The sequence below is a fragment of the Pedobacter sp. AK013 genome (assembly GCF_014205835.1).
In the GTDB taxonomy this organism is placed as follows: Bacteria; Bacteroidota; Bacteroidia; order Sphingobacteriales; family Sphingobacteriaceae; genus Pedobacter.
In genome coordinates this window covers 37,234-61,173 of the sequence record NZ_JACHCQ010000026.1, presented here as the reverse complement: position 1 = coordinate 61,173, position 23,940 = coordinate 37,234, and the positions used below count along the sequence as shown (strand labels likewise).

Annotated in this window: 23 protein-coding genes; 20 read left to right on the top strand and 3 right to left on the bottom strand. The window is 37.4% G+C overall.

Annotated elements, in window-relative coordinates; genetic code table 11:
- Window position 1: 1 nt before the first annotated feature.
- A complete protein-coding gene (locus tag HDC90_RS17205) occupies window positions 2-586 on the bottom strand; it encodes a HupE/UreJ family protein (protein ID WP_184468570.1) in 585 nt (194 codons plus the stop codon).
- 254 nt (window positions 587-840) lie between these two features.
- Here HDC90_RS17205 and HDC90_RS17200 point away from each other — a divergent pair, with 254 nt between their 5' ends.
- The 15 genes from HDC90_RS17200 to HDC90_RS17130 all read left to right on the top strand — a co-directional run bounded on the left by HDC90_RS17200 (window position 841) and on the right by HDC90_RS17130 (window position 12,436).
- Window positions 841-1,506 carry a class I SAM-dependent methyltransferase gene (locus tag HDC90_RS17200; RefSeq protein ID WP_184468568.1) on the top strand — a complete coding sequence of 222 codons (666 nt, stop codon included), beginning with the start codon at window positions 841-843 and terminating at the stop codon, window positions 1,504-1,506.
- Window positions 1,507-1,555: 49 nt separating this feature from the next.
- The gene (locus tag HDC90_RS17195; RefSeq protein ID WP_184468566.1) at window positions 1,556-2,062 is read left to right on the top strand and encodes a DUF6702 family protein; all 507 of its coding nucleotides are present in this window, start codon (window positions 1,556-1,558) and stop codon (window positions 2,060-2,062) included.
- Window positions 2,063-2,197: 135 nt separating this feature from the next.
- Window positions 2,198-3,466 (top strand): hypothetical protein, encoded by a 1,269-nt coding sequence (locus tag HDC90_RS17190; protein WP_184468564.1) that lies wholly within the window; start codon window positions 2,198-2,200, stop codon window positions 3,464-3,466.
- 90 nt (window positions 3,467-3,556) lie between these two features.
- Window positions 3,557-4,201 (top strand): uracil phosphoribosyltransferase, encoded by a 645-nt coding sequence (upp, locus tag HDC90_RS17185; RefSeq protein ID WP_184468562.1) that lies wholly within the window; start codon window positions 3,557-3,559, stop codon window positions 4,199-4,201.
- A 57-nt stretch (window positions 4,202-4,258) separates the two neighbouring features.
- A complete protein-coding gene (locus HDC90_RS17180) occupies window positions 4,259-4,576 on the top strand; it encodes a low molecular weight protein tyrosine phosphatase family protein (RefSeq protein WP_184468561.1) in 318 nt (105 codons plus the stop codon).
- A 125-nt stretch (window positions 4,577-4,701) separates the two neighbouring features.
- Entirely contained in the window at window positions 4,702-5,391 is a 690-nt protein-coding gene (locus tag HDC90_RS17175; RefSeq protein ID WP_184468559.1) for a YjjG family noncanonical pyrimidine nucleotidase, read from the top strand.
- A 75-nt stretch (window positions 5,392-5,466) separates the two neighbouring features.
- Complete coding sequence (locus tag HDC90_RS17170) at window positions 5,467-6,171, top strand: DUF4476 domain-containing protein (RefSeq protein ID WP_184468557.1); 705 nt, start codon at window positions 5,467-5,469, stop codon at window positions 6,169-6,171.
- Window positions 6,172-6,190: 19 nt separating this feature from the next.
- Complete coding sequence (locus HDC90_RS17165; protein WP_184468555.1) at window positions 6,191-6,703, top strand: DinB family protein; 513 nt, start codon at window positions 6,191-6,193, stop codon at window positions 6,701-6,703.
- Between the two features lie 45 nt (window positions 6,704-6,748).
- Entirely contained in the window at window positions 6,749-7,363 is a 615-nt protein-coding gene (locus HDC90_RS17160) for a hypothetical protein (RefSeq protein WP_184468553.1), read from the top strand.
- Window positions 7,364-7,441: 78 nt separating this feature from the next.
- Window positions 7,442-8,761: a flippase gene (locus tag HDC90_RS17155; RefSeq protein ID WP_184468551.1), complete on the top strand. Its 1,320-nt coding sequence runs from the start codon at window positions 7,442-7,444 to the stop codon at window positions 8,759-8,761.
- Entirely contained in the window at window positions 8,758-9,405 is a 648-nt protein-coding gene (locus HDC90_RS17150; protein ID WP_184468549.1) for an FkbM family methyltransferase, read from the top strand. The genes HDC90_RS17155 and HDC90_RS17150 overlap by 4 nt, the downstream gene beginning before the upstream one ends.
- A gap of 13 nt (window positions 9,406-9,418) precedes the next feature.
- On the top strand, window positions 9,419-10,180 hold the full coding sequence (locus HDC90_RS17145; protein ID WP_184468547.1) for a class I SAM-dependent methyltransferase: 762 nt from the start codon (window positions 9,419-9,421) through the stop codon (window positions 10,178-10,180).
- 262 nt (window positions 10,181-10,442) lie between these two features.
- Window positions 10,443-10,853: a GxxExxY protein gene (locus HDC90_RS17140; protein WP_184468545.1), complete on the top strand. Its 411-nt coding sequence runs from the start codon at window positions 10,443-10,445 to the stop codon at window positions 10,851-10,853.
- 107 nt (window positions 10,854-10,960) lie between these two features.
- On the top strand, window positions 10,961-11,878 hold the full coding sequence (locus HDC90_RS17135) for a glycosyltransferase (protein ID WP_184468543.1): 918 nt from the start codon (window positions 10,961-10,963) through the stop codon (window positions 11,876-11,878).
- A 102-nt stretch (window positions 11,879-11,980) separates the two neighbouring features.
- Complete coding sequence (locus HDC90_RS17130; protein WP_184468541.1) at window positions 11,981-12,436, top strand: PA2169 family four-helix-bundle protein; 456 nt, start codon at window positions 11,981-11,983, stop codon at window positions 12,434-12,436.
- A gap of 176 nt (window positions 12,437-12,612) precedes the next feature.
- On the opposite strand, the gene cphA is transcribed toward HDC90_RS17130, so the two are convergent.
- Window positions 12,613-15,228: a cyanophycin synthetase gene (gene cphA, locus HDC90_RS17125; protein ID WP_184468539.1), complete on the bottom strand. Its 2,616-nt coding sequence runs from the start codon at window positions 15,226-15,228 to the stop codon at window positions 12,613-12,615.
- 295 nt (window positions 15,229-15,523) lie between these two features.
- Here cphA and HDC90_RS17120 point away from each other — a divergent pair, with 295 nt between their 5' ends.
- The 4 genes from HDC90_RS17120 to HDC90_RS17105 all read left to right on the top strand — a co-directional run bounded on the left by HDC90_RS17120 (window position 15,524) and on the right by HDC90_RS17105 (window position 20,476).
- Window positions 15,524-16,399 (top strand): cyanophycinase, encoded by an 876-nt coding sequence (locus HDC90_RS17120; protein WP_184468537.1) that lies wholly within the window; start codon window positions 15,524-15,526, stop codon window positions 16,397-16,399.
- A 78-nt stretch (window positions 16,400-16,477) separates the two neighbouring features.
- Window positions 16,478-17,320 carry an isoaspartyl peptidase/L-asparaginase gene (locus HDC90_RS17115; RefSeq protein WP_184468535.1) on the top strand — a complete coding sequence of 281 codons (843 nt, stop codon included), beginning with the start codon at window positions 16,478-16,480 and terminating at the stop codon, window positions 17,318-17,320.
- A gap of 29 nt (window positions 17,321-17,349) precedes the next feature.
- Entirely contained in the window at window positions 17,350-18,039 is a 690-nt protein-coding gene (locus tag HDC90_RS17110) for a hypothetical protein (protein ID WP_184468533.1), read from the top strand.
- 271 nt (window positions 18,040-18,310) lie between these two features.
- On the top strand, window positions 18,311-20,476 hold the full coding sequence (locus HDC90_RS17105) for a carboxy terminal-processing peptidase (protein WP_255497732.1): 2,166 nt from the start codon (window positions 18,311-18,313) through the stop codon (window positions 20,474-20,476).
- 280 nt (window positions 20,477-20,756) lie between these two features.
- Here HDC90_RS17105 and HDC90_RS17100 read toward each other — a convergent pair whose 3' ends face one another.
- Entirely contained in the window at window positions 20,757-21,695 is a 939-nt protein-coding gene (locus HDC90_RS17100; RefSeq protein WP_184468529.1) for an SPFH domain-containing protein, read from the bottom strand.
- A 176-nt stretch (window positions 21,696-21,871) separates the two neighbouring features.
- Here HDC90_RS17100 and HDC90_RS17095 point away from each other — a divergent pair, with 176 nt between their 5' ends.
- Window positions 21,872-23,914 carry a M13 family metallopeptidase gene (locus HDC90_RS17095; RefSeq protein ID WP_184468527.1) on the top strand — a complete coding sequence of 681 codons (2,043 nt, stop codon included), beginning with the start codon at window positions 21,872-21,874 and terminating at the stop codon, window positions 23,912-23,914.
- The last annotated feature ends 26 nt before the right edge of the window (window positions 23,915-23,940 follow it).

The following is a 23,940-nucleotide window of genomic DNA, read 5'->3' as shown; positions in this document are numbered from 1 at the left end:
ATTAAAAAGGAATTCGTTCTAAAGCCATTTTTAAAGCCAGGCTAAATACGGCTGCTGATATAAATAAAACCCAACTCATGCGTTTGATGCGGGTATAATTAAAAATTAAAAAGGTAATCAAGAGAATAATAATCACCATAAAAACCTGCCCGGCCTCTAAGCCTATATTAAAGCCAAATAAGCTCCAGCCAATGTTCTGATCTTTGGCCAGCATGATCCGGATGGAGTTTGCAAAGCCCATTCCATGAATAAGACCGAAGCCAAGCGCCAAAAAATAATTGATCTTGATTGATTTTAAGGAGAAATTCTTTCTAAACAAATTGCTGACTGCCGTAATTACAATGGTACATGGAATTAAAAACTCTACCCATTTACTATCAAACCTGATGATATCCAATACACTTAAAAGTAAGGTAAATGAATGGCCGATGGTAAACGCGGTAACCAATATTAGCACCTGTTTTAAGTTGACATAGCTATAAATAGCAACCAGGGCCAAAACAAACAGCTGGTGATCTAAAGCATCGGCACTGATAATGTGCTCCCATCCCAACTTAAAATAAAAGATAAAATCCTGTAACGGCATGAATTAATAAGCTAACTATTGAGCATAAAATAGTTTACAATAGCTAAAATTATATTTTTAATTATAAAAACCCCCAAACATCACTCAAACAAAAGCTTAAATACCAAATTTGTTACTAATTTTTAACTTACCTAATGCTTTTTGATGGAATTTCATCAAAAACAACAGGGTTTACAGCTGTAAACAAAATTGTTGTTTCATGTACATGGCCAATACGGTAACTTGGTGTAACTATTGGTCTTCTATTCAATACTATGCTTTGGCTTAAATATTACTTACAAAAACCAGAAAAAGGTTTCGATCCGGTTTCAAAAGCTTTTGCAGAAAAATATGCAACAAGCGAATACAAAAAGATTGACAGCAAAATAATAGAGGCCATAAAAAGCCATTTGGGCAATTTCGAAAATAAAACTCTACTTGATCTAGGTGCTGGGCCTGGGCAATATAGTATCGAATTTGCCAGAAGGGGAGCAAAAGTTACCTGGCACGACATTAGCCAGAATTATTTAACAATAGCAAAAGCTAAAGCCCATGAAGAAAATATAACAGTAAATTTTTCGCTGGGCTATTTAGAAGAAGCCCATGGCAAGTTCGATATTATTTTTAGTCGCATATGCTGGTATTACTGCATCAATGATTATCGATTTGCAAAATGCATTTACAACTTGATCAAAAAAAACGGCTACGGTTTTATTGTGGTTAACAATGAGAAATTTCTTCAGGAAGAACTTTTAAAAGAATCAGGTTTCAGGAAATTGGTCATTAAAATGAGCTATTGGCTCAATGAAAATTTTAATATTAAGTTTACACATGTGCATCCATCACATAAAAAACTCAGCAAAATATTTGCCAGCTTAAATTTGCAACGTTTATATTTAGAAAAATGTGGGCATAACACCTTAATTACATTTAACAAGTAGACTGATTATCTGTTAACTTTGTCTATTTAAGGAAAGATTTAATATGTTGATGCGTAAATTAAAATATAGCTTTTTGCTTTTGTGTTTTGCTTTTTTTTCTGTTGGAGCAGGGATAAAACACCCCTTACATGTAAGTACAACCGAAGTAAACTTTAATGCGAAGGATAAAACCTTAGAAATAAGTTGTAAAATCTTTTCAGATGATTTTGAGGCAATTTTAGCCAAATTATACAAACAGAAAACCGACTTGAGCAATCAGAATATGAAGAACGCAATGGATGAATTGGTAAAAAAATACCTGCTTTCTCATTTACAGATAAAAGCCAATGGCAAAGCTGTTGCTATGAACTATATTGGATTTGAGATCGATCATGAGGCTACAAATATTTACCTTGAGATAGAGAAAATTCCGTCCATAAAATCGGTTGAGGTGAGCAATACTATCTTATACGATATGTTTGATGATCAGATGAGCATTGTACATATTGTAAAAGGTGCTATCCGTAAAAGCACCAAAATTCTTTACCCTGAAAAAAAGTTTGCAGCAAACTTTTAATTGTAATTTTTGTATTAGTTAACGGTTCAATGTTAAATTACCGTTAATTTTAGAAGGCAATATTATTTAGGTTAATATTTGCTGAGAAATATTTCTTGTAATCTTTTTTTAAATACCGTGTTGTTAAAATAAGTTATGCATCTAATCATCTTCTCCAACATATTAACGCCTCGGTTAAAATATATCTTTAACTTTATCTTTAAAGATATTCTTAAAGCAGAATTAGAATTTACAAGCAACAGCCAATATTTTCTAAAGAGCGAGCACATCAAAATCAGTTATGGCGAAGAGCCATTAGCTGAGGAGCTTTTCTTTAAGCGTACCACTTTACTCTTCTCTAACAAATTAGAAGAAATCAAGCCAAAAACTATTCCTTTTGGCGAATACCAGGCTCCTTTTCCGGTTGTACAATCTGCCCTGCCATTTGATGTTTTTGCTGCCTCTTTTTTTATATTAAGCCGATATGAGGAATATTTTTACCCCAAAAAAAACGAAGAGGAATTTAAGCCATCAAAAAGCTACCAGTATAAATGGAAGATTTTAGACAAACCCGTTATTGATGAATGGGCATTGATTATTAAGAGTTTGATCAAAAAAAAACATCCACATGTTAAGTTCCACGAAAAGAGATTCCAACATCAACCAACCATTCATTTCAATATTTTGCCCAACTTACCCGAGGGATTATTAAATAAAACAAAATTTATTTTCAGTGCTATCTTTAAAAAAGAAAACAATTACCTGAGTTCGAAATTTGACAGGTTAACAGGAATAGAAATCGATAATGAGCAGGTTCTGGGGGAGGCAAACCAGCTATTTTCATCCAAAAAAAGTACCCCCCTTTATTTTATCAATTTCCCTGATGTACCCATAAATTACATTAAGATAAACGGTGTTTCAAAAACACTTACCAATCAATCAGTTGGATTATTAAGACCCTGCGCCAGTGACAAGCAAAAAATGCTCGAGATTAAGGAAGGCCTCGTTAAACTCAAAAAGATCCATCCAAGCCCCGCTCCAGTAAGTAGCCAGCAATTAGAAGTCTTAAAATTTCCAATTTGTTATTTAAACATTCTTAATTCTGGCATTACTTCCGATTATTCTATGGGCTATAGCAATGTGCCAGGGTTTAGGGCCGGAACTTGTACGCCATTTAACTGGTACGATCTTCAGCTTGAAAAAGTAACGCCTTTAATTGTTAATTCTTATTGCCTCACCGATTATATTCTGCAGTTTTTAACACGCGATGCGGCCACCGAAACAGTACGACGATACATTGATGCTGTAAAGGTGGTAAACGGTACCTTTTATAGCAGCTGGAATTTAAAAAGCCTGTCTGCAAATGCCAAATACAAAAAATTAAAATCGCTGTTCGGAGAAATGCTCAATTACGCCGGAAATTGATTTTTGTTTAAATTATCCAGCTTAAAATTGCTAATTTTAGTGATTAAACGTCCTACTGGAATAAACCTATAAGATACCGGAAACATTATTATGATTTTTGATATAAGCAAGACTAAGTCTATCGCCAATACCTTTATTGCCGAACTTCGGGATGAGCACATCCAGAAGGACTCGATGCGTTTCCGCAAAAATATGGAAAGGCTCGGCGAGTTTTTTGCCTACGAGATCAGCAAATCATTGAAATACACCAATAAGGAAATTGTAACCCCATTAGGCGTATCGTCTTGCGAAGTTTTAAGCCAACAGCCTGTTTTAGCTACGATCCTTAGGGCCGGGCTGCCACTTCAACAGGGTCTGCTCAACATCTTCGACCAGGCTGAATGCTGTTTCATATCTGCCTATCGCAAAGTAAAAAAAAGTGGCGATTTTGTGATTCAGATGGATTATATTTCTACCCCTGATCTGGAAGGAAAAGTGTTAATTATGGCCGACCCAATGTTGGCAACGGGACAAAGCATGGTGATGTGCTGTAAAGAATTAATTAACCGCTATAAAGTTGCCGAACTTCATATCGTTGCCGCCATAGCCAGTACAGAAGGTGTAGCACATGTACGCGCTAATTTACCTAAAGCAAAACTTTGGCTCGGGGCAATAGATCAAGAAATGACCAGTAAATCTTACATCGTACCGGGGCTTGGCGATGCAGGTGATTTAGCCTATGGAGAGAAGGTGTAATTAGTCCTTCGTCTAGCGTCTTTAGTCCAAAGTCTACATTCTTATAAAAACAATTGAGTGAACATCCTCTTTATATGCAGCAGAAATAAATGGCGTAGCGCCACTGCTGAAAACATCTATAAAAACCATCCCGATCACCAGGTAAGATCAGCAGGGACCGAACCATCGGCAAGGATTAAAATTAATGCAAAATTGATTATCTGGGCAGATCTCATCTTTGTAATGGAGAAAAAACATAAACAAAGAATCGTTAAACGTTTTCCTGAAGAAACCTGTGAAAAGGAAATTATTACACTCGATATCCCTGATGATTATCAGTATATGGATGAAGAGCTTATTGGAGAGCTAAACTCAAAAGTTGCCGATTATTTATAAATCAAAAATCATTAGCCTACCTTTGTGAAAATAATGATTCATGAAACCATCATGATTTTTCAAATCATGTAGGGGATTAGAAAAATCTGATAGCTTCATTACAGCTGCAGCTAATATATATACTGATGAAAAAGCACATCTTCTTCGACCTTGACCACACGATTTGGGATTTTGACCGCAACGCCGAAGAAACATTAAATGAACTTTATCATATTTATAAGTTAGATACACTTGGCCTTAAGTCTTGTGCCGATTTTATCAGTACTTATACCGACAACAACCATCAGTTGTGGGCCGACTACCACCAGGGCAAAATCACTAAAGATTTTTTAAGATCTGAGCGCTTTAGCAAAACATTTATTCAACTGGGTGTTCATCCTGATGCCGTTCCACATCAATTTGAGGATGATTACGTAAATATTTCGCCAACTAAAACCAACCTGTTCGAAGGGGCAGAAAATGTTTTGGGCTACCTAAAGCAAAAATATACCCTGCATATTATTTCTAACGGGTTTAAGGAAACAACCTTAACCAAAATGAATCTTTCGAATCTTAACCCATATTTCGAAAATGTAATCATCTCTGAAGATGTAGGTGTAAACAAGCCAAACCCTATTATTTTCGAATATGCGTTGAATAAGGCCAAAGCCTTAAAAGCAGAAAGTATTATGATTGGCGACAGTCTTGAAGCCGATATTTACGGTGCACTAAACTTCGGTATGGAAGCGATATTTTTTAATCCTTCAAAAAAAGAGAAACCCGATGATGTCCAGAAAGAAATTATTCACCTCGAAGAGTTGTTAAAACTTTTTTAAGTTACTCCTTTTTGTTTGGTTTTGGCATTCATTTGGCATTAACTTAATACACACACAAATGAAACCTTAATTAAAATGAAGAAAACCATCTTTTTAGGATTGGCAATGCTTTTTGCTACCCTAAGTTTCGCTCAAAACAACCGCAGTGCTGCTGAAGTATTCCTGCAAATTGCTAATCCAGGCAAGTATAACGTGTATTTAGACGATGAACTTGTTGCATCGGCCAACGGTAGGTTCCGTTTTTATGATGTATACAATTCAGCACCAACACTATCTATTATTCAGGGCAGTACAATAATTTTGAAACAGAGAATAAGGGCTGTTCCACAACAAAGGCTTATTTTAAGTTTGGAAGATAAGCGGTTAATTACGTTAAAGCAGCTAACAATCTACCGGAACAGACAATATGCGCTTGATGATTTTGACGGTTATACCGGAGACTATAATACAGGGATCGTTCCGCCGCTACCACCACAGCCCGAATTAAATTACAGATTACTATCTGACGAAGCTTTTCAGACTTTTTTAACGCAATACAGAAAGGAAAGTTTTGATGATGGAAGATTAAGAATGATAAATGTGGTGAGCAAAAATTCGTCACTGCTGAGCGCCCAGGTGAGGGTACTCTTAAAATCTTTTACCTTTGATGACGAACGTTTGAAGGTAGCCAGGAACCTTTATAAAAACGTTGCCGACCCGCAGAACTATTTTACCCTATCCGATATTTTTGTTTTCCCATCCAATAAGGACGATTTCTTAAAATATTTGGAGAAACAGTAATTCAGCTTATCTTTATTAAATGACGGCTGCAAAAATTAAGGCATCGATACATAAAATTGTCGATGCCTATAAATCGAAATTATCTCACTATTCTGAAGATATTTTTCAAATCACTCCACCTATTGCCGGTTGGAGTTACAGTGAAGTATATTCGCATATTTTCGATTCAAGCTTACTCTCCTTAATTGCACTTGAACGCGCAGCAAGCAGTAAAGGTGAAAACAAACCCACACTTTTTATTGTAAAACTGATTTTGCTTTTAGGCACCCTGCCGCCGTCAAAAAAGTATAAAGTTCCGAAAAGACTGGCTGAGCGTGTTAAAAAAATCAGCAAAACAGAAGCACTCGATTTTATTTTAGAATTTGAAAAAGGTCTTGATGATAATTACCCTTTAATTGCCAACGCAGAAGCCGATTGTAAAACAAAACACCCACGGCTAGGCTACTTAAATGCCAAACAATGGTTAAGGTTTATCGAAATTCATTTAAAACACCACCTCAAGCAGTTAGAAAGGATAGAAAAGAGTTTTTAGGCGTAAATTAATTTCGCCATATTTGGGTAAACTAAATTCAGCGCCATGAAAAATGCCTTTTATCTATTAGCCATTGCTGTTCTTTGCGCCTGCAATAGCGAAAAGAAAGAAACTACCCAGGCAGTTATTCCAACTCCTACCGGGATACAGGGACTCCAAAAAAGCAATACTGTTCAGCCTGCAGCACAGCAAGCCAAAACCAACCTTATTTTCAATCCGCCACATGGCGAGGCTGGGCATACCTGCGCATTGGCCGTTGGCGCACCATTACACCAAACAGCTGCAGTTCAACCACAAAAAAGTGTTAGTTCACAGCCAGTGACCGTTCCGACGACTCCTGCAATAAATACATCAGGTAAAAAACTTAATCCTAAACACGGGGAACCTGGCCACAGATGTGATATTGCGATTGGTGCCCCTCTGGATAGTAAACCAACGCAGATAGTGACCACACAGCCAGCAGTAAAGCAAACCGTAGCTATAAAAACCGGGAAGGGTTTAAATCCACCTCACGGCCAGCCTAACCATAGGTGTGATATTGCTGTTGGCGCACCTTTAAATAGCAAACCTGTCCCGGCTGTAAATACAACTCCTATACCAACACCTGAAACTAAAACTTCAGAAACAAAAGCTCTGGAGGCAAAAAATGAAGGGAAATAATCGTGTATTCATGGTGCCCTTAATATTTTGAATTTTCAGCATCTAACTTAACGCACATTTTTTTACATCTTTGCGTTAATGAAATTACCCGCCATAAAAGGTTTTGATGAAGAAGCGTTTAACAAGTATTTAAAAAATACAGGGTGGGTTATGTTTGGCAAAATACTGAGCATGATTGTTGGCTTTGTTGTCGCCAGGTTCCTGGGGCCAATTTCCTTCGGTGATTTAAGCTTTGCCGATGCATTTACGGCTATTGCTGCAGCTATTGGAGCCTTAGGCTTGGATACGTTCATCATTAGAGAAATATTAAATGACCCGGATAAAAAAGATGAAATATTAGGAACTTCCTTATTACTAAGGTTAGGCGTTAACCTATTATTGATCCCCATTTCAATCGGTTTATATCTTGTTTTTCATAAATTGTCAGATAATCCTGGCGAACCATTAACCTATGTGGTTGCACTACTGTCTTTTGCCGCGTTTTTTAAATCATTTAATGTAATCGATTCCTACTTTCAATCACAGGTACAATCTAAGTATGTAGTGCACATTCAAAATATCTGTGTAATACTTTCGGCGCTAGTAAAAATTTTATTAGTTGTTTTACACTTGCCTGTAATTTGGTTTGCCTGGGCATTGGTTTTCGATGGTTTTATTTTAGCCCTTGGCCTCGTTTTACTTTATCAAAATAAAGGATTAAGCCTATTTAACTGGCATTTTAAGAAAACTCGGGCAAAATCACTTTTAAAGCAATCAGCTCCTCTAATACTATCGGCTGTTATGGTATCTATTTACATGAAAATAGACCAGGTGATGCTAAAAACAGAAGGGAGTAGTGCTGTTGGAATTTATAGCGCCGTGGCCAAAATTAGCGAGGCCTGGTATTTTATCCCTGTAGCTATTGTTACTTCAGTTTTTCCGGCGCTGATAAATGCCCGTAAAACAGATCATGGCCGCTACATTAAACGCCTGCAAAACCTATATGACCTATTAGTTGCAATAAGTTTGCCTGTTGCAGTAATTATTACTTTTGCATCAACACTCATTATTCGTATTATTTACGATAATCGTTTTGAAGGTGCAGAACACATGTTACCCATCCACATTTGGTCGGGTGTATTTGTCTTTTTAGGAAGTGCCAGCTCCCAGTACTTATTGGCAGAGGGATTTACAAAGATTTCCTTTTACCGTACCGCTTTTGGAGCGATCATAAATATCATGTTAAACTTTTGGCTAATACCACGCTATGCTGGTATTGGAGCATCAATTGCAACCTTAATAGCCTGTGCCTGTTCGGCATTTTATATTTTATTAATCCCTAAAACCAGACAACAAGGTATAATGATGTTAAAATCATTATTTTTGGTCACCGCATTTCAAAAAATATTTAAACGTTGAGTACTCTTAAAGCATTAACCACATTAATTGCAAAGCCAAGCAGGCTTAAGGCATTATTATCTTACGGACATAAAGGCTACCTGAACAGCATTGGCTGGTTTACCGCCTTCGATAAAAAACAGGCCGTAGACGGACAAGGGAAAGCTTTGCCTTGGGTAACCTATTCGTTTATCGATTTTATTAAAGAGCGGATAAACAAAACACAACACATTTTCGAATATGGCTCTGGCAGTTCTACTATTTTTTATGCAGAAAGAGCGGCCTCTGTAACTTCTGTGGAGCATGATAAAGGCTGGTTTGATAAAGTAAAAAATTCAAGCCCAGCCAATGCCGAAATGATATTCTGCCAATTAGAAAAGGACGGGGAATACGCTAAAAAAGCAACCTTACTTGATAAAAAATTCGACATTATTATTGTTGATGGGCGCGATCGTGTAAACTGTTGCAAGTATAGCGTGGCTGCGTTATCAGCTAATGGTGTGCTGGTTTTGGATGATAGTGAACGTGAAGTTTATAACCCGGCCCGTGGGCTTTTAAAGGCCCAAGGTTTCAAAGAAATCAGTTTTAGTGGAATTTCGCCAGGCCTTTTTTACGAAAAAGCAACCTCGGTTTTTTATAAACAGGATAATTGTTTAGGTATTTAGATTATTGAGCATAATGTTAAGCGAAGAAGTAAAAACAGCCTACGATAATTTTTATACCAATAGCGATGTAGCATGGAGAATGCTTGGCGCAAAATATAAAGCACAGAATATTGTTGATGTTTGCAAAGGGCTAAAGCCTAAGAAGGTACTCGAGGTTGGCGCCGGAGATGGCAGTATTTTACATTTTTTAAATGATTGGCACTTCGCGCCAGAACTTTATGCTTTAGAAATTGCACAAAGTGGCGTCGACATTATAAAAGACCGTAACCTCGCCAGTTTAAAAGAAGCACAAACTTTTGACGGATATAAAATCCCTTATGAAGATGATTCATTTGATCTGATTATTCTTGCGCACGTTTTAGAACACGTAGAACATGAGCGGATCCTGATCCGTGAATTGAAGAGGGTAGCAAAATATATTGTAGTTGAAGTACCTAAAGATTATCGCTTCGGTGTAGACCAAAGAATGAAACATTTTCTTGATTATGGGCATATTAACATGTACACACCAACTTCTTTAAGGTTCTTGTTACAGAGCGAAGGTTTAGAAATTTTAGAAGATAAAGTATCAATGACTGCACCAGAAACGGTAAAGTTTAATGAGTTTATCAATAAAAAGGCACCTAAAACATTTTCTAAAAACCTAAAAATCGAACTGGAATACCGGATTAAAAAAACCTTAGGCAATTTGTTTGGGAAGAAAAAACAAGAACGGTTTGCCAATGCCTATACTGTGTTAACCAAAAAATCTGACCATAACCTGCATATATTTTAGTGGTTAAATGTGAATACAGGGCATACCCCCCCAAACTTATATGAACCTTAAGCTTCTTGTATGGCGAAAACCATAACTGGATATAATATACTCTTATCTTAATAATTGGAATTTTATCGTGGCCATTTAACCATATAAGGAATAGAAGAAAATATAAGTGTGGGTTGCTACTACTACCAAACTTTAATTTAATATATTGCAATAGAAATTAAATCTGTTAAAATACATCCCTAGTTGATTATTAATAAATATAAACAAAGGAATGTTATTAACTAGAAATTACTTAAAGGACTTAGTTTACAAGGTAAACGGAGCAGCCATTGAGGTGCATAAAACCTTAGGCCCAGGACTATTAGAATGTACTTATCATAAGTGCATGATTCACGAACTGGAAATCAGAAATATAAACTTCAAATCCGAGTTAACAATCCCAATAGATTATAAAGGGTTATTAATTGATTCAGAACTAAGGTGTGACTTATTAATTGAAGATTCCCTTGTAGTTGAGTTTAAAGCTGTAGAAAATACTGCACCAATTCATGTCGCCCAACTACTAACTTATATGAAGTTACTAAGGCTACCGCTCGGACTAATGATAAATTTTAATTGTTTGCATATCTTTTCAGAAGGACAAAAAACATATGTAAACGAGCTATATGAATCAATTTATTAGTATATTTTTGCTTTGCCTTAAATGAACCTTAAATTTCTTATATGGTGAAAGATGTGGCCAACTTATTACTATGATTACCCCTATAAAGCTTCAATCGTAAAACAAAAATGCAAAACCTTGCCCCAATAGCACTTTTCGTATACAACCGTCCGCAGCATACCGAGCGTACTTTACAATTCCTGCAACAGAACGAACTGGCTGCTGAAAGCCATTTATACATCTTTTCGGATGGGGCAAAAACCATTCGCGAAGAGGAAAATGTTGCTGAAGTGAGGAAAATCATCAATAAAACGAAGGGTTTTAAATCTGTTAAAGTAATTGAAAGAAAAGATAATGCTGGCCTGGCTAACGCTGTAATTGCGGGTGTAACCCAGTTAGTAACAGAATACGATCAGGTAATTGTTTTTGAAGATGACCTTGTTACCTCGCCTCATACTTTAGCTTATTTTAACAACGCTCTAAATCATTATCGCGAAGAGGAAAAAGTAATGCATGTTGGGGCCTATATGTATCCACTAAAATCAGATAATCTTTCACAATCCTTTTTCTACAGGGCAGCTACAAGTTGGGGGTGGGCAACATGGGGAAGGGCATGGAAAAACTTTGAACCAGATATTAATATTCTTATTAAACAGTTTGATAAAAAGAAAAGAGCTGCATTTTCCATCGATAATAAAATGAATTTCTGGAAACAGATGCAGGAATTTAAAAAAGGGAAAAATAATAGCTGGGCCATAAGATGGTATGCCTCTATCTTTTTAAAAGGAGGTATTACGCTTAATCCATCGCAATCACTCGTTAACAATATTGGCCATGATGGCACTGGTGTACACTCAGGAATAAACGATATCTATAATGTAATTATCAACCCCAAACCAATTGTCGAATTTCCAACTGTAATAGCCGAAGACCCCATTGCATACAAAGCCATTAAGAGTTTTCTGATTAAAAGGAAAGGCAATATGGTAACCCGTGTTAGGAGTTTTGTAAAAGAAAAGCTTGCACAATACTTTTCAAAGAAATAATTAAGCCGATATAGCTCACTGTTGTAGACAATTAAAAAAATGACAAACCTTTTTTTAATTGGTCATGTTGCTTTTATACATCGAAACTATAAAAATAAAAACATGAAAACGACAACAGCAACAGCAGAGGTATTAAACGATCTGGTTCAAATTAATAACGATCGTATTGAAGGTTATGAGAAAGCCCGTCAGGAATTAAAAGATGGTGATACCGACTTAAAGACGCTATTTTTAAATATGATAGGCGAAAGTCAAAAATATAAAATGGCTTTAGCGACAGAAATATCGGCCTTGGGCGAAGATGTTGAAACAGGCACCACCAATTCTGGTAAAATTTATAGAGCCTGGATGGATGTTAAAGCGTTTTTTACTGGCCACGACCGTAAAACCGTTTTGAACAATTGTGAGTTTGGAGAGGACGCTGCACAAAATGCGTATAAAATGGCCTTAGAGGAAGAAAACATTCCTTCAAACATCAGAGATTTAATTTCAGAACAAAAGGCAACCTTAAGAGAATCGCATGATGAAATTAAAAGATTACGTGATGCTGAGGCATAGAGCGAAATATTAAAAACAAAAAAACCTCCTTCGATTTATTATCGGAGGAGGTTTTTTGTTACAGGGTTTCGTCATCTCCTGGAGCAACGCGGAGTGGAGATATCTATCAAGAAAGATTTCTCGGCTTCATTGCATTCTGCTCGAAATGACGATCGGCGGCAGGGTAAACTAAGTATTTACGATTCTAACTCTCGGTCCAAATGTTCAGTAACACGTTGAATCGTATTATCAATCGTGTTACTTAAAATTGTCAGATAAGAACCCTTTTTAGCAGCTTCAATAGCGATTCGCAAGCACTCGGTACTTTTATTATTGATGATGATCTCTTTATTAGGATCAACTTCCTTAATGCCTTTTACCAGCAGATCAACTAAATCCTGTTGTTGTCTGCCACGCAGGTATTTCTCCTGACAAACATAAATTTTATCGAACATCTGTGCAGAAATACGGGCTGTTTCGATAATGTCTTCATCTCTTCTATCTCCCGTTGCAGAAATAATGCCTACATGTTCTGTAGCCTCTACGCCTTGTAAGAAACCTTTTACACCATTAAATCCATCAGGGTTATGCGCAAAATCGACCAATACTTTAAAATCTTTGAACCTGAAAATATTCATCCTTCCTGGCGTATGTGCTGCAGAAGGGATAAAGGTTTCTAATGATAAGCGGATATCTTCGGGTTTATAGCCCCATAAATAGGTTGCAAGTGTTGCTGCAAGCACATTTTGGATCATAAAGTTTACAGAACCACCAAAAGTTAAAGGAATGTGGGTGGCTTTATCTACTCTTAATTTCCAGTCGCCAGTTTTAATGGTAATATATCCATTTTCATAAATGGCTGCAATACCACCCTTTTTACAATGTTCTTTAACTACAGGATTATTTTCATCCATGCTGAAATAAGCCACATTACAACGGGCATCTTTAGCAATACGAACGCAATAACCATTATCGGCATTCAATACAGCCCAACCTTTACGGCGTACTGCCCCAATTACAACAGCTTTAACCCGGGTTAAATCGTCAAGATTGTGGATATCAGAAATACCCAGGTGATCTTCCTGAATATTGGTAACCACGCCAATATCGCAGGCATTAAACCCTAAGCCTGCTCTTAAAATTCCGCCACGGGCAGTTTCCAGCACCGCAAACTCTACTGTCGGATCTTTTAAAATGAACTCGGCACTTACAGGCCCAGTGGTATCACCCTTCATCAGCATGGTGTTATGTACATATACCCCATCGCTGGTGGTAAAACCTACACGTTTACCATTGCTACGGATAATGTGTGCAATTAAACGTGTGGTAGTGGTTTTTCCATTTGTTCCGGTTACGGCAATAATCGGGATTTGCGACAACTTCCCTTGAGGATAGAGCATATCAATAACCGATGCAGCTACATTTCTAGGCAAACCTTCGCTCGGTGCCAGGTGCATTCTAAACCCTGGTGCTGCATTAACCTCCAAAACCACTCCTCCATTTTCTGTTAAGGGCTGGGTAAGGTTCTGCGCCATGATATCGATACCGCAGATATCTAATCCGATTACCCTCGAAATCCTCTCACAGATAAAAATATTCTGAGGATGAACAATATCAGTTACATCAATAGATGTTCCACCTGTGCTTAAATTTGCTGTAGATTTTAAGTAAACCACTTCTCCCTTTTCCGGAATGGTTTCTAAAGTATATTCTTTTTTGGCCAGCAGATCCAATGTATCCCGGTCAACAGCAATTTCTGTTAACACATTTTCGTGACCATAACCACGACGTGGATCTTCATTTTCCTTATCAATTAACTCTTGAATGGTATGAATTCCGTTCCCTTTAACATGTGCAGGATCGCGCTGTGCTGCGGCAATAACTTTATGATCGATTACCAGCACCCTAAAATCGAAGCCGGTAATGAATTTTTCTATAATTACCCTTCTCGAATAGGTTTTGGCATATTCAAAAGCGGCCAAAGCATCTTCCATCGTTTTCACATTAATGGTTGCGCCTTTGCCATGGTTGCCATCAAGTGGTTTAAAAACTAAAGGAAATCCAACTTTTTTTACAGCTGCTTCCAGATCATCAGGATTTGAAATGGTTACCCCAGAGGCTACCGGAATGGCTGCTTCGGTAAGCAAGCGTTTCGTTTCTTCCTTGTTGCTGGCAATATCTACTGCAATACTACTGGTTTTTTCAGTCATAGTCGCCCTAAAACGGACCTGATTTTTACCATAACCTAACTGTACCAACGAACTTTTATTCAGCCTGATCCAAGGAATACTTCTACTCACTGCCTCTTCTACGATAGAGGCTGTACTTGGACCCAATGCCTCTAGCTCGCGTATTTCCTTCATCCTACGGATATCGTGCTCCAAATCGTATTCTTCATTATTAATCAGGGCTTCGGCAATTTTAACTGCGGCTTCAGCAGCATAAACACCAACCTTTTCTTCCAGATAACTAAAAACTACATTGTAAATCCCTTCGGTTTTGGTCATGCGAGTTCTGCCAAATCCAGTTTCCATACCAGCGAGCGTCTGAATTTCGAGCGCAATGTGCTCAATTACGTGCCCCATCCAGGTTCCTTCTTTAACGCGGGTAAAAAATCCCCCCTCAACACCTTTTGAGCAACGATGGGTAAACATACTGGGCAACAGTTTCTCAATCCTTTCACTAAAACCTTCTATTACATTTGTTGGTCTTTGTTCTAAATCTTCTAAATCCAACCGCATCTGGATCAATTTCTTCCGGCTAATCGACCATATATTTGGCCCTCTTAATACTTGTATGTTTAATATCTTCATGTAATGTTTTGTTCGTTTTTTATTTTAAACAAGGATTTGGGATAGCCTTTTTAACTCAATTTTTAGAATAAAATTGATGACTGTAAATTATGCATTTATTTTGGAATTAGACGCCCCATTTACCTAAATCAATTTTAGCGCCTATTTGTTTTATTTTCAAGTACAACACCGTTAATTTTACGTTATAATATTTTAACGTTTGTTAATAAATTGAATATTCTTGACAAAAAAAGTCGTGTTTTTTATCTTAAGCCTATATATTTGGGTTTTTTGATACAATTATAATACACAAAAAATGGTTCCGAAAGGTAAACTCATCATCATTGGTGGCGCAATAAACACAGGTAGCTTCGCAGAAACGCAATTTGGACTGCCTGAGAATATGAATTTTTTTGAGCGTGGAATTTTAAAACGGATTACTACAGAATCATTAAGGGATACCCAATCCCGCTTCGAGATCATCACTACGGCGTCATTAATGCCCGAAAAAGTTGGTGAGGAATATATCAAGGCTTATGCACAATTAGATGTACATAATGTTGGTGTTCTTAATATTAAGAACCGGGAAGAAGCCAATTCTGATGAAAATTATGAGCGTATCAAAGCAGCAGAGGTAATTATCTTTACCGGTGGCGATCAGCTCCGTCTTTCTTCAATCTTTGGCGGAACAAAAATCCACCACCTCTTGCTGGAAAAATACAGGGATGAGCCTGTGGTCATTGCCGGAACTTCTGCTGGGGCCGCTGCCAGTTCTAAAAATATGATTTACCAGGGTAGCAGCAAAGATGCTTTACTTAAAGGAGAGGTTAAAATTACCGGTGGATTAGGCTTTATTGATGATGTTATTGTAGATACACATTTTGTTCAACGTGGAAGAATTGGCCGTTTGTTATATGCTGCTGCCAGTAATCCTGGTATTTTAGGGATTGGTCTTGGTGAAGATACCGGACTTTTCATCTCTGATGGCCATACGATGGAAGCCATTGGTTCTGGTATGGTAATTTTGGTAGATGGCCGGAACATGGCCGATACCAATTTAACTGATGTAGAAATGGGACAGCCTGTTTCAATCAAAAACATGGTGGTACACGTAATGTGCGATGGTGACGTTTATGATTTAACAGACCATAGCTTAGTCATCCATCACCCAAAGGTTGTTCCTATAGGATAATTCAGGTAGCAGTTGACAGTAGGCGATTTTCAGTTAGCACTTACCCAATCTTGCTACCTAATACTACAATAAGAAAAAATGAAACTAATCATACACGGCGGCTTCTTCAGCGAATCAGCTACCAACCAGGAAACAAAAAAGGCTAAACAAGATGCTTTAGCTTTAATTGTTACGCTCGGGCACGAATATCTAAAAACACATACTGCTTTAGAAACAGTGGTCTATACTGTTGCGCTGTTAGAAGATAACGAGCTTTTTAATGCAGGTATCGGTTCGCAGATTCAGAGTGATGGAAAGGTGAGGTTAAGCGCGGCCCTAATGGATGGCAAAACTGAAAAATTTAGCGGTGTAATTAATGTAGAGGATGTTAAAAACCCTATACAAATTGCACAAAACCTGCTAACATATGATGACCGGGTACTTAGTGGCGCCGGAGCCCAGCAATTTGCAAGAGCAAATGGATTCGAATACTTCAACCCCATTACCCTACAGCGTCAATCAGAATACGAAACTAAATTAAACCAAAAGAACAATAAAGGAACGGTAGGCTGTGTAGCACTCGATGCAGATGGGAATTTAGCAGCAGCAACCTCCACAGGCGGAAAAGGATTCGAAATCCCTTGTCGGGTTAGCGATTCTGCAACCGTTGCAGGCAATTACGCCAATCAATATGCGGGTATTTCTTGTACCGGAGTAGGCGAAGATATTGTAAGTGGTGCCTTAGCTGCTAAAATTGTAACCCGTGTTACTGATGGTTTTTCTTTAAAGGAAGCATCAGATAAATCTTTTACCGAACTTAAAGCTTTTGATGGCTTTGCAGGCATTGTAGGCATATCTGCAGCTGGAGAAGTTTACCATTGCGACTCGCATCCATACATGGTTTGGGCGTCTTTTGATGTTAATTTACAGGTATTTAGCTAAAATTAGATTTAAAGTATTATTTTTGTTGCATGACCAAGATTGTATTGGCTTTAATTGGCCTTTTTGCATCATTACAACTACAAGCTCAAAATATAGATAAATCTGAGTCCCAAGAACCTAATGGTAGTGCTATCAATATAGCAGTATCTAAGTTTGATTTGGAGGATGGGAATTCTTTTTTTGAGGAAGCAGAAGATTTAGAGCGAAAAGGCGATTATAACGAAGCCCTCACCTTATTTGGCAAAGCAGCTTTCGAGTATAATGCCGTAAAAAATTTCAACAGGTACGGACAGGCCATTATCAAAATGAGCAATATGCATTATCAACTTGGCCGGTTCACTGATGCAGAGCAGATTCTTTTAAACGTAGCCTTAAAAAATTATTCAAAAACCGGGAACAGAACCGGGGTAATGAACACCTATAATCTTTTAGGCAAAGTTTACCTGGCCAATACCAAGTATACCCAATCAATGTGGTTTTATACGCAACAAGGTATTCTCGCAAAGCAGTTAAAAAGCAACAATGCTTATATCGAATCTATTTTAGGTATTGTACAGGTTAAAATTAAAAAGAAAGATTTTACGCTTGCACTAAGGGATCTGAAATCGGCCGAATGGCTGGCCAACTCCATCAAAACTACCCAGTATAAAACGCAAATTAAAGATGCCAGGGAAATGATTGCCAGCAAAACCACCAGTAAAAAGGTAAACCCAAGCTAATTTAAATACTTATTTTCCGCTAAAATTTCCTGCATTATTGATCCTTATAACCTTTAAAGGTCTGTAATCGGTCAAATTTTGGGCACCGAACAAAACAAAAAATAACGCTCAACGTTCTACATAAGAAATTGTTAAATAAAAAGCTTTTAGTTAGATTTGATAAAGTTTTAACAAGAGACGGTAATAATGCTGTCTCTTTTTTGTTTTTTTGCTAAAATGGTATCATATTGGCTATATAGAATTGGAAATGGATTTTAAATCATTTAAAGAGATGTTAAAGAGAATATTTTTTGTAATTTTTACTGCGGCAGTGCTTGCTTGTCATGCTGCACCTAAAACTCAGCCAATGGTTGAGGGTATTACCAATGTGAAACCTGATGAGCAGCAACAACTCGTTATAAAAGAGGTTGTAAATTTAATTGAGAGTTATAATTATAAAAAAATCCAGATTAATGATTCTATTTCTTCGATCATTTTAGATAAATACATCAAATCGCTAGATCAGGGCAAAAATTACTTCCTTGCATCGGATATCAAAGAATTTGAGAAATACAGATATACCCTGGATGATGATTTTAAAAATGGTGATTTAAGTGGCCCATTTTTTATCTATAATGTTTATGCCAAAAGATTAAACGAATATTTTACTTATTCTCTAGCACAGATTAAAACAAAATTTGATTTTAATCAAACGGACACTTATGTATACGACAGAGAGAAGCAGCCTTGGGCAACTTCTTCTGCAGCATTAAATGATACCTGGAAAAAACGTGTTAAATACGAATTGATCAACTTAAATTTAGCTGGTACGGCCGAAGCAAAGAATGTAGAAACATTAACTAAACGTTATCAAAACTTACAGTCGCAAACCTCAAAAACCAATAATCAGGATGTTTTCCAGATTTTAATGGATGCTTTTACCGAATCGATTGATCCGCATACCAATTATTTTAACCCAACTAATGCGGCAGCATTTAATGAAGATATGTCTCGTTCTTTCGAAGGTATTGGCGCCCGCTTACAATTAGAAAATGAAGTAGTTAAAATTTCCGAAATTATTGCAGGTGGACCTGCCTTTAAAGGCAAACAACTGAGCGCTGGCGATCGTATTATTGCCGTAGCCCAGGGTGATGGAGAGTTTGTTGATGTAGTAGGTTGGAGATTAGATAACACTGTAGCGAAAATCAAAGGCCCGAAAGGCACTAAGGTGCGTTTAAAAGTAATCCCTGTAGGAAAAGAAATGTCATCTAAACCAGTAATTATCGAATTGGTTCGTGATAAAATTGTTCTGGAAGAAACATCTGCCAAGAAAAAAGTTAAAACCATTAACAGTAATGGTAAAGATTATAAAATCGGAATTATTACTTTACCGGCATTTTATGCTGATTTTAAAGCAGCTAACGCTGGCGATAAAAATTACAAAAGTACCACCCGCGACGTTAGAAAATTAATCGACTCGTTAAAAACTTACGATAAGGTAAATGCCATAGTAATGGATTTACGCGGAAACGGTGGCGGTTCATTGGTTGAAGCCATATCATTGACCGGTTTATTTATTGATAAAGGACCTGTTGTTCAGGTAAAAGACTTACGCGGTAAAATTGAAGTAGATGAAGATGAAAACAGCGGTGTAGCTTGGGATGGCCCTTTTGGTGTAATGGTAGACCGTTTAAGTGCATCAGCATCAGAAATCTTTGCTGGAGCAATACAAGATTACGGACGCGGTATTATTATGGGTAGCCAAACCTATGGTAAAGGTACCGTTCAATCTTCAATCGATTTAAATAAACTCGTAAACCCAAGTATGCTGCAAAGGGTGGCAGGGTTAATCTCGAAAGATAAAACTGTTGGAACATCTCCTAGCAGTGCTAATCCTGCTGATATTAATTTAGGTCAGATCAATTTAACCATGGCTAAATTTTACCGCGTGGCAGGTAGCAGTACACAACATAAAGGGGTAATGCCTGATGTTGTTTTCCCTTCTATTTACCCAATGGATAAAATTGGTGAAGATACAGAGCCATCAGCTTTGCCATGGGATGTTATTCCAAGCTCTAACTTTAAAGCAGTTGCCAATCTGACTCCTGTTAAGGCACAATTGATTAAAAATAGCGAACAGCGTATTGCAAACTCATTGGACTTTAAATACCTGAAACAAGATATTGCGGACCTTAAAAAACGTGATAGTGAGGTTTCCGTAACCTTAAACGAGGCCAAACTTAAAGCAGAGCGCGATGCGCAAGAAACTAAAACACTAGCCAGACAAAATGAGTTAAGGGCATTAAGAGGATTGCCAGCCATTAAAAAAGGAGATAAAATTACCAAACAGGATGCTTTCGATTTTATTGAAGATGAATCGTTAAAAGTAATGGGCGATTTTATGCAACAATCTGGTAACTATGTAATGAACTTAGGTGTGATACAAAAAAATAACTAAGAAATATATGTTTTAACTCCTAGTCGTCACCCTGAATTTATTTCAGGGTCTATATAACTAGAAAGATGCTGAAACAAGTTCAGCATGACGATAGGCACAGTAAAAGGCTGCTTTAGCAAACTAAAGCGGCCTTTTTGTTTTTTAAAAAACCTATGAGGTCTAAAATAGTTATTTTCGTGGTGTCAGATATTTCTATCTGACACTAGATAATTCATCTTTAAATTTTAATGTCAGATGGTAACATCTAACAGCACAACAAACCTTAGAGGGCTAAAATAGCTTATTTCTTTCCGGTAGGCTCGTTCTGTTTGGTCATTTGCATTGCCATCATTTCTTTCATGGTTTTGTTCATGCCCTCAGTACTGCCATCTAAAAAGATTACGTTGCCCTCGCTATATTCTGCAAATTGCTTAATGGCCTCTGTCCACATGGTAAATAAGATTACAGAAGTGTCTAAATTCGCCTGTTGCATTTCGTGTGCAGCGTTAGTCATACCTTTTGCAACTTCTTCCCTAAACAAGGCAATACCCTGTCCGCGTAACTGAGCAGCTTCACGCTCTGCTGTAGCGGCAATTTTAATTGCATTACCATCTGCTTCTGCAGCTTTGGTTTTGGTAATCAGCAATGCCTGTCCTTCATTCTCCGCCGCTGCTTTTAAGTTGTTTGAAGCTACTACACGACTCATTGATCGCATAATTTCTTCATCGAAAGTAATATCGTTTAATTGAAGATCCTGAAGATGGTAACCCCATCCGTCTAAAACCTGGTCAATCTGCTCCTTAACATGAAGCACAATTTCGTTGCGCTGGGCCAATACATTTGCCTGCTTTTGCGTAGCAACATATGCACGGATAGAACCTTCGATAGTTCTAATCAAAGCCTGCATTAAGTTGGTGGCATCAACAAATTTAAATGCTACATTTTTGATGGTTTCTTCATCTTGGTTAATTACAGAATAAAGAAGCATGGCCTTGAAGTAAACATTGGCCTGATCTTGTGTTACCGCTTGAAAAGAAAGCTCTACAGAGCGGTTTTGGATCGATATCCGCGAATAAATCTGCTCTATTAAAGGGATTTTAAAATTTAAACCTGGCCTTAAGAGCCTTTGGTACTTACCAAAAACGGTTACCACCGCAATGGTGCCCTGTTTAACGGTAACGAACGAACTTAGTAGTATAATAACTCCTATTACTACTAAAATGTAAACGGTGTATTGCATAATTAGATTTTTTTATGAAGTTATAAAAAATTCATGCAAACTACATCAGGCATTTTGTAGCTTTAGATTTTCTAACTAACTTATATACAATGAAACCATCATGATTTTTCAAACCACGCAGTGGGATGAACAAATCTGATCGCTTCATCACCTTAAAAAAAACAAATTATAGACAGATGAAAATTAAATTATTTCTTCCGGCGGCAGGCGTTTTGCTGTTTGCAGCATGCCAGAATAAGAGCCATCAAGAAACCGATACAGTAAATGCACGTACCGAATTTTTCGATAAGGCTGGCATGGATACCACTGTAAAACCCGGCGATAACTTTTTCTTATATGCCAATGGAAAATGGATGAAAAATACTGAAATTCCTAAAACCGAAACAGGCTGGGGTTCTTTTTATACGCTATATAATGATAACCTGAAGAATCTGAACAGTATTCTCGAAAACGCTTCAAAAGCTAATGCAGCCAAAGGAAGTACCGAACAGAAAGTTGGCGATTTCTATACCAGTGGAATGGATACCCTTACCATCGAAAAGTTGGGCATCGAACCTATAAAACCACTATTAAGTAAAATAGATGGGATTAAAAACGATAAGGATTTAATTAATTTTATAGCCGACGGCTATAAAGATGGTGAGGGAGATTTATTGGGCTTTGGTGTAGAACCAGATGATAAATTAAGCACTAAAAATGCTTTATCATTTTCGCAGGCTGGTCTTACCCTGCCTGATCGCAGTTATTATTTAGAACAAGATGATAAGGCAAAAAAAATCAGAGCCGAGTACATCAAATACATCACAAAAATTTTTAACCTGTCAAGTGATTCTGCGAATGCGAGTAAATATGCCGACAATATTTTAAAACTGGAAACAGCGATTGCACAATCGCATTCAACTCCAGTGCAACTCCGCGATCCACAGAAAAACTATAACAAAATGACGGTGGCTGATTTTCAAAAGCAGACACCCAATATTGAGTGGAAATCTGTTTTAAGTAAACTGGGCGCAAACACAGATACCGTTATCGTGAGGCAGCCAAAATATTATCAAACCTTATCAGCACTGGTTAAAAGCCAGCCTATCGAAATCTGGAAAGAAAAATTAAAGTTTGATGCTTTAAACAGATCGGCTAATGCTTTTACCAAGAAATTCAGAGATGCTAAATTCGATTTTTTCTCTAAAACACTCTATGGTCAGCAAGCGCCAACAGAAAGATGGAAAGCCATTGTAAATGCTACCGATCGTAACTTAGGCGAGCTTTTAGGCCAATTATATGCCGAAAAATATTTCAAGGCAGAGGCTAAAGCGCGTATGTTAACCTTGGTAAACAATTTACAGAAAGTATATGCAGAAAGAATCCAAAAGGTAGATTGGATGATGCCAGAAACCAAAAAGAAAGCCTTAGAAAAACTAAATGCATTCATCAAAAAAATAGGCTATCCTGATAAATGGAAAAAGTACGATGATGTAGAAATTTCGAAAAACACTTATTATGCAAACCTTCAATCAGCAAGCAAGCATGCCTACAAAGAAATGATGGATAAACTGGGCAAAAATGTAGATAAAACAGAGTGGGGAATGACTCCCCCTACCGTTAACGCCTATTACAATCCATCGTTCAACGAAATTGTTTTCCCTGCCGGAATTTTACAGTTCCCGTTCTTTGATTTTGCTGCAGATGATGCCATTAACTATGGTGCAATAGGTGCGGTAATTGGTCATGAAATGACGCATGGTTTCGATGATCAAGGTCGCCAGTATGACGCCGTAGGCAACTTAAAAGAATGGTGGACCAAAGCCGATGCTGATAAATTTAAGATCAAAGCTGGTAAAGTAGAAACATTTTACAATAACTTCTCGCTATTGGATAATCAGCATGTAAATGGCTCGCTAACTTTAGGTGAAAACCTGGCCGATATTGGTGGCTTAAACATTGCATATGATGCTTTTAAATTAACTGAGCAAGGCAAAGGCGACAAAAAGATTGATGGTTTTACGCCTGATCAACGCTTCTTCTTAAGTTTTGCCCAAGTGTGGAGAATCAAAACCCGTGACGAAAGCATGCGCGTAAGGTTAAAGACAGATCCACATAGCCCGGAGATGTTCCGTGTAAATGGCCCCGTATATAATATGGAAGCCTTTTATAAGGCATTCAACATTCCTACTACGGCGAAAATGTATATCGCTCCAACAAACCGATTAGGAGTCTGGTAAATTATCTTTTCATCTAATAAAAGCAG